The organism is Lutibacter sp., assembly GCF_041555395.1.
In the GTDB taxonomy this organism is placed as follows: domain Bacteria; phylum Bacteroidota; class Bacteroidia; order Flavobacteriales; family Flavobacteriaceae; genus Lutibacter.
Genome location: NZ_JBFFKM010000062.1, coordinates 1 through 11,753, shown reverse-complemented (window position 1 = coordinate 11,753; position 11,753 = coordinate 1). Strand labels below are relative to the sequence as shown.

Annotated in this window: 12 protein-coding genes; 4 read left to right on the top strand and 8 right to left on the bottom strand. The window is 35.0% G+C overall.

What is annotated here, in order from left to right:
- Nucleotides 1-266: 266 nt before the first annotated feature.
- From ABY285_RS10975 to leuC, 3 genes are all read right to left on the bottom strand, one after another.
- Nucleotides 267-1,784 (bottom strand): alpha-isopropylmalate synthase regulatory domain-containing protein, encoded by a 1,518-nt coding sequence (locus tag ABY285_RS10975; protein ID WP_372769992.1) that lies wholly within the window; start codon nt 1,782-1,784, stop codon nt 267-269.
- Between the two features lie 76 nt (nt 1,785-1,860).
- Nucleotides 1,861-2,457 carry a 3-isopropylmalate dehydratase small subunit gene (gene leuD, locus ABY285_RS10970; protein WP_372769990.1) on the bottom strand — a complete coding sequence of 199 codons (597 nt, stop codon included), beginning with the start codon at nt 2,455-2,457 and terminating at the stop codon, nt 1,861-1,863.
- Nucleotides 2,458-2,660: 203 nt separating this feature from the next.
- Nucleotides 2,661-4,064, bottom strand: coding sequence for a 3-isopropylmalate dehydratase large subunit (gene leuC, locus ABY285_RS10965; protein ID WP_372769988.1), 1,404 nt, complete (start codon nt 4,062-4,064; stop codon nt 2,661-2,663).
- Nucleotides 4,065-4,635: 571 nt separating this feature from the next.
- On the opposite strand from leuC, the gene ABY285_RS10960 reads away from it, so the two are divergent.
- Nucleotides 4,636-6,207: a murein L,D-transpeptidase gene (locus ABY285_RS10960; protein WP_372769986.1), complete on the top strand. Its 1,572-nt coding sequence runs from the start codon at nt 4,636-4,638 to the stop codon at nt 6,205-6,207.
- Between the two features lie 4 nt (nt 6,208-6,211).
- Here ABY285_RS10960 and ABY285_RS10955 read toward each other — a convergent pair whose 3' ends face one another.
- From ABY285_RS10955 to ABY285_RS10935, 5 genes are all read right to left on the bottom strand, one after another.
- Nucleotides 6,212-6,895 carry a murein L,D-transpeptidase catalytic domain family protein gene (locus ABY285_RS10955; protein WP_372769984.1) on the bottom strand — a complete coding sequence of 228 codons (684 nt, stop codon included), beginning with the start codon at nt 6,893-6,895 and terminating at the stop codon, nt 6,212-6,214.
- Nucleotides 6,896-7,217: 322 nt separating this feature from the next.
- Nucleotides 7,218-7,679: a TspO/MBR family protein gene (locus ABY285_RS10950; protein WP_372769982.1), complete on the bottom strand. Its 462-nt coding sequence runs from the start codon at nt 7,677-7,679 to the stop codon at nt 7,218-7,220.
- A complete protein-coding gene (locus ABY285_RS10945) occupies nt 7,679-8,158 on the bottom strand; it encodes a glutathione peroxidase (protein WP_372769994.1) in 480 nt (159 codons plus the stop codon). Before ABY285_RS10945 ends, ABY285_RS10950 begins: the two co-directional genes overlap by 1 nt.
- An 81-nt stretch (nt 8,159-8,239) precedes the next feature.
- Nucleotides 8,240-8,461, bottom strand: a complete 222-nt coding sequence (locus ABY285_RS10940) for a hypothetical protein (protein ID WP_372769980.1) — start codon at nt 8,459-8,461, stop codon at nt 8,240-8,242.
- 523 nt (nt 8,462-8,984) lie between these two features.
- The gene (locus ABY285_RS10935; RefSeq protein ID WP_372769978.1) at nt 8,985-9,275 is read right to left on the bottom strand and encodes a cytochrome c; all 291 of its coding nucleotides are present in this window, start codon (nt 9,273-9,275) and stop codon (nt 8,985-8,987) included.
- A 323-nt stretch (nt 9,276-9,598) separates the two neighbouring features.
- On the opposite strand from ABY285_RS10935, the gene ABY285_RS10930 reads away from it, so the two are divergent.
- From ABY285_RS10930 to ABY285_RS10920, 3 genes are all read left to right on the top strand, one after another.
- A complete protein-coding gene (locus ABY285_RS10930) occupies nt 9,599-10,852 on the top strand; it encodes a M20/M25/M40 family metallo-hydrolase (protein ID WP_372769976.1) in 1,254 nt (417 codons plus the stop codon).
- 155 nt (nt 10,853-11,007) lie between these two features.
- The gene (locus tag ABY285_RS10925; protein ID WP_372769974.1) at nt 11,008-11,217 is read left to right on the top strand and encodes a hypothetical protein; all 210 of its coding nucleotides are present in this window, start codon (nt 11,008-11,010) and stop codon (nt 11,215-11,217) included.
- An 11-nt stretch (nt 11,218-11,228) separates the two neighbouring features.
- Nucleotides 11,229-11,753: hypothetical protein (locus tag ABY285_RS10920; RefSeq protein ID WP_372769972.1), on the top strand; the 525-nt coding region annotated here is incomplete at its 3' end.

Below are 11,753 nucleotides of genomic sequence, written 5' to 3'. Positions count from 1 at the left end.
GCGATCACTTCCGGACCAATTCCGTCGCCGGCTAAAAGAGCTATAGTCAATTTCATCTGTTTAAATTTTATTTTTTAGCGGTAACAGATGCTGTTCGCCATTAATCATTCTTTTGTGTGTCAAAATTTGTAATGCTCGTTTCATCTGTTTATATTTATTGTTTTATAGAATAATTTTGAATTTTGAATTATAAATTTTCAATTATTCCTCTTTAATTATTCATCATTAATTATTCATTATTAACCGCAAGGTGCGCCAGAATAATTTTAAATATTCAACATCTTTTGAGTGGCTTTAATCGCAGATACTGTTTGATCTGAATCCAGTCCCCTTGTAATAAATCTTTTATCACAAGCTTCCCATGTGATGATGGTTTCGCATAAGGCATCGGAAGTACTTCCCGGAGGAATTCTAACTGCATAATCCACCAATTTAGGCAACAGCATTTTTTTTCGTTTATACAATTTGCTGATTGCATTCATAAAAGCATCAAACTGTCCGTCACCATAGGCATGCTCTTCATACAATTTTCCATCAATTTTTATTGCCACGGTTGTAGATGGTCTTAACCCTTTAGAATGCGTAAGCACATAGGAATCAATACTAATTTTTTCCTCATATAAATTACTGTTTAATACATCAGAAATGATATAAGGTAAATCTTCCTGTGAAACCGACTCTTTTAAATCACCCAATTCAATAATACGCTTGGTCACTTTTTTTAAATCTTCTTCATTTAGTTCCAACCCCAACTCTTGAAGATTTTTTTCAATATTTGCTTTCCCTGAAGTTTTACCTAAAGCATAAGAGCGTTTTCTCCCAAACCGCTCAGGCAATAAATCATTGAAATATAAATTATTTTTATTGTCGCCATCTGCATGGATACCTGCCGTTTGGGTAAAAACATTTTCCCCTGTAATCGGTTTGTTTGCCGGAACCCTTATGCCCGAAAATACTTCTATCAGTTTACTGGCAGCGTACAATGAAGTTTCTTTTACAGAAATTTCAACTTCCTTTTTATAGAAGTCGTTAATTACCGCAACAACACTTGCCAATGGTGCATTTCCCGCGCGTTCCCCCATTCCGTTCACGGTAATGTGCAATCCTTTTGCCCCTGCATTAATAGCTTCCATCACATTTGCAACGCTTAAATCGTAATCGTTATGCGCGTGAAAGTCGAAATGTAAATCGGGATATCTGGCCGTTATTTTTGAAAAATACTCATAGGTTTCGGCAGGTGTTAATATGCCCAATGTATCGGGCAATAAAATTCTGACTATCGGTTGCGTGGCTAAAAAAGCTAAATATTGAAAAACGTATTCCGGTGAATTTCGCATTCCGTTGCTCCAATCTTCCAAATACACATTGGTGGCTATCCCTTCTTTTTTTGCCGATTCAATAGCCTCTTTTATTTCATGAAAATGTTCCTCAGGTGTTTTTTTAAGCTGATATGTAAGGTGATTTAAAGAACCTTTGGTCAATAAATTTTGAACTTTTGCTCCTGATTTTTTCATCCAATCAATCGACCGGCCTCCATCAACAAAAGTCAACACTTCTATGCTATTTATAAATCCGTGATTATTTGCCCAATCCGTAATATTTTTTACCGCCTGAAATTCACCTTCCGAAACTCTTGCGGAAGCTATTTCAATTCTGTCCACATGAAGTTCTTCCAGTAAAAACTTAGCAATCGTAAGCTTCTCCGCCGATGAAAAAGAGACTCCGGAGGTTTGCTCACCATCGCGAAGTGTCGTATCCATGATTTCAATTTTTCTTTTTTTCATGTTGCATAAGGTTTATTGCAATTCCTTCCTTTTGAAGAACAACAACGGGATGTTCACTTTTAATTAAATTATGCTGTTAAAAAGGTCTTGCTTCCGCAAATTCCTGAATTTCAGATTTCATTTTTGTTAAATAATCAATATCATCATAGCCATTTAACATATTTTCCTTTTTGTAGGAATTGATGTCAAATGATTCCTGTTCCCCGCTATCCAACAAAGTAATGGTTTGATTTGGCAGATTTATCTCCATTTCCGTATTCGGATTTGCTTCAATTGCCTTATAAATTTTGTCTAAAAATTCAGCGCTCACCTGAACAGGCAATACCCCAATATTTAAACAGTTTCCTCTAAAAATATCCGCAAAGAAGCTCGAAACTACGCACCTGAATCCGTAATCATAAATCGCCCAAGCCGCATGTTCCCTTGAAGATCCTGAACCAAAATTTTTGCCTCCCACCAATATTCTCCCTTTATAAATGGGATTATTCAATACAAAGTCTCTTTTTGGCGTATTGTCTGCATTGTATCTCCAATCCCTAAAAAGATTGTCGCCAAAGCCTACGCGCTCTGTTGCCTTTAAAAAACGTGCAGGAATAATTTGGTCGGTATCCACATTTTCAATTGGCAAAGGCACTGCTGTGCTTTTTAATTTTTCAAATTTATCGTAAGCCATTATTTTTTAGTTATAAGTTGTAGGTTATAAGTTATAAGTTTTAAGTTGTAGGTTATAAGTTTTAAGTTGTTAGATGTTGGTTGATGGTTGATGGTTGATGGTTGGTGGTGAAAATTAGCCAATTTTTTTAATTGTTAATTCAAAGAAAAACACACCCCTAACCCCTCTCAAGAGGGGAATATTGATTTTTTAATTATTCATTGTTAATTATTAATTAGTAAAGTTCTTGGGTCGGTTAAAACACCGGTAACTGCTGTTGCTGCTGCCACTAACGGACTTGCGAGCATCGTTCTGGAACCGGGACCCTGGCGTCCTTCAAAATTTCTGTTTGAAGTACTTACCGCAACTTTTCCTGCAGGAACTTTATCGTCGTTCATGGCCAAACAGGCAGAGCATCCAGGTTCGCGCAATTCAAATCCGGCCGCATTGATAATATCCAATAAACCTTCTTCTTTTATCTGTTCTTCAACAACATGAGAACCCGGAACCAACCAAGCCGTAATATTGTCCGCTTTTTTCCTTCCTTTTACAATGGAAGCAAAAGCCCTGAAATCTTCAATTCTTCCGTTGGTGCAGCTTCCTAAAAATACATAATCCACTTTTTTTCCAATCATTGTATCCCCTTCATGAAACCCCATATAATCGAGTGATTTTCGGTAAGAAGCGACGCCGCCTTCCACCTCTTCGGCTTGCGGAATATGGGTTGAAATTCCTGTTCCCATTCCCGGATTTGTACCATAGGTAATCATTGGCTCAATGTCATTTGCATCAAAGTTAATTTCTTTGTCAAAAACCGCATCAGCATCTGTTTTCAGCGTTTTCCAAAAATCCATTGCCTTATCCCAATCAGCTCCTTTTGGCGCAAACAAACGCCCTTCCACATAGTTAAAAGTTTTTTCGTCAGGGGCAATAATGCCTCCGCGAGCACCCATTTCAATGCTTAAATTACAAACCGTCATTCGCCCTTCCATGCTCATATTTTTAAATACCTCGCCGGCATATTCCACAAAATATCCTGTGGCGCCTGAGGTTGAAAGTTTAGAAATAATGTACAGAGCCACGTCTTTTGGCGTAACGCCGAATCCGAGTTCGCCATTTACGTTTATCCGCATTTTTTTAGGCTTGGGCTGCATAATACATTGTGAAGACAGTACCATTTCAACTTCCGAAGTTCCAATACCAAAAGCAATAGCGCCAAAAGCGCCGTGCGTTGACGTATGTGAATCTCCGCAAACAATGGTTGCGCCAGGCAATGTAATACCGTTTTCAGGCCCCACAACGTGAACAATTCCATTTTTTTGATGGCCCAATCCCCAATGTGTAATTCCGTATTCTGCAGCATTTTCTTCCAATGCTTTTAACTGATTTGCGGATAAAGGATCTTGAACCGGTAAATGTTGGTTTATGGTTGGGGTGTTATGATCGGCTGTAGCGAAAGTTCTGTTTGGAAACATTACGGTATTATTTCTACTTTTTAATCCCAAAAACGCCACCGGGCTAGTAACTTCATGAATCAAATGCCGGTCAATAAACAACACATCCGGTCCGTCATTAATTTTTCGAATCACATGCGAGTCCCAAACTTTATCAAATAATGTCATCCTCATTTTTATTGTTTTTTTAGTCTATTTCCTTTTTACAGCCAAGTTAAACGATTATGGTTGCAAGAACGGGTGCAAATTTAAAAAAAGTTATAAAAACGTCAATTTGAAAATTTATGATCTACGATACCCAAACTGTTTTTAAGATGCCCTTAATATTGGTTTTATGTATTTGTGATTTTGCAGGAATGTTCCGTTTCCATTTTATTTTTTTTTGATTCCATTTGCATTAAAGCCGACTTCATTTCATACGGTTGTTTATTTGACAAATTTTATCTTATAATAATCATTTTTTTAGCTATGACTTAATAAGAAGTCTGTTTTTTCGAATAATTCGCAATATTTATTTCTATTTTGATTTTCAATAAGCCAACTATTTGTTCCCGTATCAGGTGAAAAACATTGCCTGTTTCACCAATTGTTACTGCCCTTTTCTGCGGAAATACTACGACATTCAAAAAATTAAACTTACAGAATCCGGGTATTTTGTTCCATATTGAAATCAAAAATCAATCTTGTTAATTTTGCTTTCCTTCGGCAAAATTCTTATCTTTAAGGTGAACCTAATGAAAATGCGATGAAATTACTTTCTGTATTTTTTATGCTCATTCTTCTTATTTCCTGTGAAGAAAAAGCCCCCCCAAAAGTTGTTATGATTCCAAAAATTGAAATAACTGAAGCGGGTAAAATCATCCCGATCGATTCGGCCAGGATAGCTTCCTTAAAAGATTCGAGCGTTATGGTCTTTTACAACGCTATTCAAAATAAAACTTTCTGGATGATGGATTCAACCAGAGTAAAAATCATTTCGCTTTTCAACCATGTACAAGATGACGGGTTATTTCCGAAGGATTTTGACCTAAAAAAAATACAAAATTCAGAAGAAAATATCAAAAATTTATCAAATTCAGATTTGGTAGATTACGATATTTTGCTAACTGAAAATTTGAGCCGTTATGTTGAAAAAGTCAGCAAAGGAAGTTTAAACCCGAATAAACTTTACACCAATTGGGAATTGAAAGAAAACAACATCAATTTTAAAACACTGCTGCTCAATTTTCAAAAAAAAGATTCCTTTGATTATGCTGTAAATGAAGCATCGCCCAATCACCTTGTTTATAAACGGCTAAAAACCGCTCTTAAAATTTTAAATGACTTGCCAAAAGACCATTTTAAAAAAATTGAAATTAAAAATAAAATTGAATTAAACGATTCAAATCCGGCATTGATTGACATCAAAAAAAAATTGATTTTTTGGGGAGATTTAAAACCTTTGGATACCGTAACGCCCGTTTATGACGAAGCTACAGAATTAGGGGTTAAAATATTTCAAATGCGGCACGGACTGGCGCCCGACGGCGTAATTGGCATTGGAACGACAGGCGCTTTAAACTTCACCAAAGAACAGCGAAAAAAGCAAATCATCGCCAATATGGAACGTTGGAGATGGTATCCGAGAGCATTTGAAAATGAATACTTGATTATTAACATTCCGGATTACACGTTACGCGTTGTTAAAAACTCGGACACCCTAAGAACTCACAAAGTAATTATTGGCAGGGCCGCGAGAAAAACGCCCGTGTTATCGTCAAAACTCACCCACTTAATTTTTAATCCGACATGGACGGTACCGCCAACCATTTTAAGAAAAGATGTTATCCCGGCCGCAGCCAGAAACCGGGGTTATTTCAGCAGTAAAAACATTACCATTTACGATTCGAACAACAAGGTGGTAAGTGCTGGCAATTGGAGTATCAATAGGGCAAGAAGCTACCGTTATGTTCAAAGTCCGGGTTCAGCGAATGCGCTGGGATTGGTTAAATTTGTATTTCCAAACCGATTTACCGTATATCTTCACGACACCAATACTCGAGGGTTTTTTGAAAAAGATATTCGCGCATTGAGTTCGGGCTGCATTCGTGTTGAAAATCCGTTTGAACTTACAGAATATCTTTTGGATGATCCGGAAAAATGGAATTCAGAACAAATTACGGAGGCTATAAATACGGGTAAAACCACACAGGTAAATCTAAACAAAGCTATTTACATTCATATTTTTTATTGGACTGCCTGGAGTGAAAATGGCAGTTTACAATTTAGGGATGACCTTTACAATTTGGACATGGACTTGTATAAAAAACTAGATTAAATTTTTAAGAAGGATAATAAACAAACAGGCCCGATTTGTCTTTAATGACATCAATAATCTCTTTCGAAACTTCATTTGGCAAAGAGGGGCAACCGAAACTTCTACCCAACCGGCCGTGTTTTTTTATGAAATTTTCCGACACATAATCTGCCCCGTGAATAACAATAGCTCTATTTCTTGCATTGCTGTTAATTCCTTTTTCCTGTCCATCTAAACGTAAAGAATACCCATGTTTTCCGATGTATGTTTCACCCGTTAAATATAACCCTAAACTGCTTTGATGAGATTCTGGTATATTTGAAAAATCATCGGCAAATTCATTGCCTGAATTTCTACCGTGAGCTACTAAAGATTGAAATAAAATGGTGTTTTTATTCAAGTCAATTACCCATAAACGGTTTTCATTTGAAGACAAACTAAAGTCGACCAACGTTAAAATATTCTTTTGTATTCGTCCGCTTTCTTTTAGTTTATTAAAAGCTTGAAGCGCTTTGGTAAAACTTTCGATTTTAGGAAGTTTAAAATTATTTGTTACCAAGCTGTTGTATCTAATTTCAGCTTTAGATGCCATATTGTTAGAAACATTTGCTAGCTCTAATTTTGGGCTTGGTACTTTATTGGAAAATGAAGGGTTTGTTATAAAGGAAAAAAATCCAATTAACAACAGGGAAATTGTTTTATAAGTCATTGTATATCATCATGTTTAATGTCGAAATTTAAGATGGCGCAAATTAAGAATTTATAATTGTTCTGCCAACTTATGTCAAAATATTCATAAAAGTTTAACATTTCGTGCTTTTGTGTGTTTTTTAAATAATAACTTAGAAATGAACGGTTATGAAATTTAAAAACTGCAATAAACACATTTTATTGTATTGTTTAATATGCATTTAATTACTGATGCAATTATGGTACCGTAAAAACTAAAATGACCATACTGCTGCATATTAATCGGGAAACCAAAATAATTGAATGCCTATAATCCAATACTTCTAAAATCCATTTGAAATTTAATTATTAAAATAAACATAGGCATTTAAGGAGCTTGCCACAATGAGCCAAATAAAGTAAGGGGTGATTAACCATGTTTTTTGTTTCATTAAATTTCTGAAATTCACCAAAAAATAACCGACTAAAACTGTTAATAACACAATCAACAACAGTCCCAATAAAACCATATGCTGATTAAAAAAAATATAATTCCAGGAAGTGTTTAAAATGAATTGCGCAAAAAACAACAACCAAATTAACGAAGTAGATTTTGCCTGAATTAAATAAGTCATATAGATTGAAAAACAGATCATTATGGTGGTCCATGCCACACCAAAAAACCAGCCAGGCGGTGTCCATGGCGCTTTGTTGAGCGCTGCGTACCAACTGCTTCCGGGTCCATTGTTCATCAATAAAACACCAATTCCCAAAGCACCAAAATTAATCACTAAAAAAACGATTAACCAAAGCGTCTTTTTCATTAGAGTTGCTTTGTGATTTTAGCGCTCATTGGATTGGTAATGGAGAAATAATAATCCATAAAATTCCCTTGCTCATTTATCAAATATTTCTGAAAATTCCATTTTACCGAACTGCTTTTCACCCCATTCAACTCCTTTTTTGTAAGCCATTGGTATAATGGATGTTGGCCCTCCCCTTTTACATCAACTTTCTCTGTCATTAAAAATGTAACGCCATAATTCACCTGACAAAACGATTGAATTTCTTGGGCATTACCGGGTTCTTGTCCGCCAAACTGATTACAAGGCACCCCAATAATCACCAACTTATCCTGATACTTTTCATGTAATTTTTGCAAATCAGCATATTGTTTTGTAAATCCGCATGCTGATGCTGTATTTACAATCAGTATTTTTTTTCCTTTAAATGCCGATAAATCTATTTTTTCACCAGTTAAACCAGTGATAGAAATATCATAAATAGATGGTTTCGATTTCATAAATTCTGAATTGTGATTTGTTGAAAATGTTCCTAAAAACAAGCCTATTAAGGTGGTTACAATTGCTACAGCTTTCATTTTTTAAATGGTTACCCGTAATTTTAACCTTTTTTCCACTTTCTGTTTTATAACCGTCAATCTTTTCATCAAATCCATTAATTCAGGATTTTTAGTTTCCTTGTACACTTCGTTTAAAGATAAAATCAGTAATTTAACTTCTTTTGAAGCTAAAATACGATCATTGGTAGATTTTAATATCAATTTACGTTGCTCAAATTCTAATGCTTTTTGTACTAATTCCATATGCTATTATTTTAATAATGTTGTCATTGAATAATTTTTAAGGATTCCTTAATGGTTCCAATTTGAATATTGAAAACAATTTGCCTCCTTAAATGAACACTTCTTAGTAGTTCAATCATAAAGTTACACATTTCTGTTTAATCATTAATGTGTAAATGTAAACAATATAAGGTATTATATTAAAATTTTATGATCTTATATCTTTATAGCCCAATAAGCATACTATATACTGCTGTAAATAAATTCTTATTTATTGATCATCAACTTTAACGCCTCTGACAGACAGGAGTTCTTCTGCCTCTCTATAACCAAGACTAGATCTTAATTTAAAATAAACCGCTTGTAATATGATTGCCTTGGGGAAACAATGACCTTTGAACATCTCTTTTTTAAGTAAAAATAGATTTTTAGCAGTTTTTACACAGATGCGACAGAACCCTTAAAAAAAAGGCCAAAAAAAAACCGAATATAATATTCGGTTTTTTTTTAGATTTAAAATTTTAGAATAAAATCTAACTTACTTTTATTCTGCTAAAGTTCTTAAGTAATTTACAATTAGCCAACGATCTTCATCACTTGGCATTTTTTTTGAAAATTCCGGCATATCATCTCTTCCAATAGTTATTTTGTAAAACAAAGCACCATCACTCTGCGCTTGGAAATCACTGGTCGAAAAATCACCTAATTCCCCATTCATGTCACCAGCTTTCGGTCCATCACCATATCCTTCAGCTCCATGACAAGATTTGCAATGTTTGCTGTATAATGATTTTCCAATTGCCGCATCGGTTTTGGCTGCAATAGGATTTTTCATAGTTTCATATTTAGCTGGTACCTTCCATTCCTCCTGAACTAAAGTAGTAAAGGAAACTAAAGCTACTGAAACAACTACTATAATTGTTAAAATTTTAATTACTTTCATGTTGTTAATTTTAATATTAATTAAATAATTTATACAAAGGTAACTTATGGTACATAAAAAATTATGACTAATATCATTCTTTTTAATTATTTGTACAAAATTTAAACTCTTTAAGCATTCACTATTTATGCATTAATTTGACCGTTGTTGTTTTTTAATAATAACGTATCTTTATTCTTTCAAAAAATATAACCATTAACACTTAAATTACCATTATGAAATTTCTTAATTTTTATATGCGACCTTTTTTAGCTATCTTTTTATTGCTGCTATTTTCATGTAAACTCCATCCTGAATTTACAAAAAATCAAATCCCGGAAATGAAGGAAGCTATTGCTTATCTTGCTTCTGATGCGTTGGAAGGCAGATTAATTGGCTCTGAGGGTGAAAAATTGGCTGCTGACTATATTTCAAACCGCTTTAAGGAATTGGGTTTATCAGGAATCGACAATTCCGAATTTTACCTACAGGAATTTGAAGTAAAACCCAAAGTAAATCCACACAGCATGATCAAAGATACCGCAACCATTATTGGACATAATGTTGTTGGGTTTTTAGACAACAAAGCTGATAAAACAGTGATTATTGGAGCGCATTACGATCACCTGGGTTATGGTGAAATGGGAGGGTCACTGTTTGCCGGCAGCGAAAAACAAATTCATAATGGTGCTGACGACAATGCGAGCGGGGTAGCCGCTATGTTGGCTGTGGCAGAACGTGTTATTGCTAAAAAGCTTAACAGCTATAACTACCTCTTTTTAGCTTTTACAGGAGAAGAAGAAGGTCTTTGGGGCTCAAACTATTATGCGAAAAACCCAACAGTTGCTATAAAATCTGTTGCCTTTATGATTAATATGGATATGGTTGGCAGATTGGATGCGGAAAAACGAATTGCCATTCATGGCACTGGAACTGCTTCTGTTTGGGATACCATTATTGATTCCCTATTGGTATCCGATTTCAAAATTAAAAAACATGTTTCAGGAGTTGGGCCTTCTGATCACACGTCATTTTACCTTCAAGACATGCCTGTGTTGCATTTTTTTACCGGACAACATGAAAACTATCACAAACCAAGCGATGATGCTGAATTGATTAACTATGCCGGACTTGATTTGGTTGTTGATTATATTGAAGCATTGCTAACCATTATGAACGATAAACCCGCGCCCTTATTCACTAAAACAAAAGATGAATCTACAGAGGCACCCTCTTTTAAAGTTACCCTTGGGGTGATTCCGGATTATCTTTTCAATGAAGAAGGAATGCGTATTGATGGCATTCATGAAGGAAAACCTGCGCATAATGCCGGTTTGATAAAAGGAGATATTGTAAAAAAAATGGAGGCGCTTGAAATTATTGACATGATGAGTTACATGAAGGCACTTAGCAAATTTGAAAAAGGTCAGACCATTACTATTATTATAGAACGTGAAGGCAAGCTTTTGGAAAAAGAATTAACTTTTTAAAAAATTTTATCCAATTTGGTTTTTGAATTTTAAATAGGTCATTTTACACCTATTCAAAAATTATACTAACCTTATTTATATAACTTTGAGTGACAAATATCATAGAATGAGTACGTGACAAGTGTTACTTTTGTAGCATAAAAAACTGACTTGCAATGTACTCATTAAAGTTTTTACTGTTTTATACATTTCTTTTATTAGGTATTCTTCAACTTACCGCACAAGGAAAAACCAGTGACTATGTGGCTAAGTCTTTAATAACCAATGATATTGACGCGCCAGGCAGCATGGCTATGGACTCAAATGACCAGCTGTTTGCAGGGTGTTTAGGAACTGGAAATATTAATAAAGTAGCTCCAATTTAAATAAATAAAGAATGTACAGTTTAAAAAACATATCATTATATTTATTTTTAATCACTTGCACTCCTGTGCTATGGGCTCAAAGTAGTGCAGATTGTCCTACTGTAACAACTATAAGTCCGTCAGCAACACAAAGTGTATGTGAAGGCGATGCCATTTCCCCCTTAACGGCGGCGATCACACCGGCTCCCTTGGCAACCAGTGCTACCGATTGGCTGGATTTGAGTGCGAATGGCTACGATGCGGTTTTACAAAATGGTGTTGGCTATGACGCTGCAAATGGTGGTGTGTTGACTTTTGATGGGGTTGATGATAAAGTTTTAGGCCATACAGAATATTCTGTAAATACTTCGCAACCTTTTTCTGTTGAGTGTTGGTTTAAGACAGATGTTTTGCCAACAAGCACATTTAATAACCAATTCAATATTAAATCAAATGACGGACAGCATTTTGGTGTTGGGTTAGTGCCTTCAAATTATTATGGAACATATGGAACATTGACTTTTGGTTCTGCTGGGAGTTGGAGAACTATAAAAATG

Bases quoted from the DNA above. Each gene is read 5' to 3' on its own strand.
- ABY285_RS10975 (WP_372769992.1), bottom strand. From the start codon at position 1,784: ATGAAAAAAAGAAAAATTGAAATCATGGATACGACACTTCGCGATGGT.
- leuD (WP_372769990.1), bottom strand. From the start codon at position 2,457: ATGGCTTACGATAAATTTGAAAAATTAAAAAGCACAGCAGTGCCTTTG.
- leuC (WP_372769988.1), bottom strand. From the start codon at position 4,064: ATGAGGATGACATTATTTGATAAAGTTTGGGACTCGCATGTGATTCGA.
- ABY285_RS10960 (WP_372769986.1), top strand. From the start codon at position 4,636: ATGAAATTACTTTCTGTATTTTTTATGCTCATTCTTCTTATTTCCTGT.
- ABY285_RS10955 (WP_372769984.1), bottom strand. From the start codon at position 6,895: ATGACTTATAAAACAATTTCCCTGTTGTTAATTGGATTTTTTTCCTTT.
- ABY285_RS10950 (WP_372769982.1), bottom strand. From the start codon at position 7,679: ATGAAAAAGACGCTTTGGTTAATCGTTTTTTTAGTGATTAATTTTGGT.
- ABY285_RS10945 (WP_372769994.1), bottom strand. From the start codon at position 8,158: ATGAAATCGAAACCATCTATTTATGATATTTCTATCACTGGTTTAACT.
- ABY285_RS10940 (WP_372769980.1), bottom strand. From the start codon at position 8,461: ATGGAATTAGTACAAAAAGCATTAGAATTTGAGCAACGTAAATTGATA.
- ABY285_RS10935 (WP_372769978.1), bottom strand. From the start codon at position 9,275: ATGAAAAATCCTATTGCAGCCAAAACCGATGCGGCAATTGGAAAATCA.
- ABY285_RS10930 (WP_372769976.1), top strand. From the start codon at position 9,599: ATGAAATTTCTTAATTTTTATATGCGACCTTTTTTAGCTATCTTTTTA.
- ABY285_RS10925 (WP_372769974.1), top strand. From the start codon at position 11,008: ATGTACTCATTAAAGTTTTTACTGTTTTATACATTTCTTTTATTAGGT.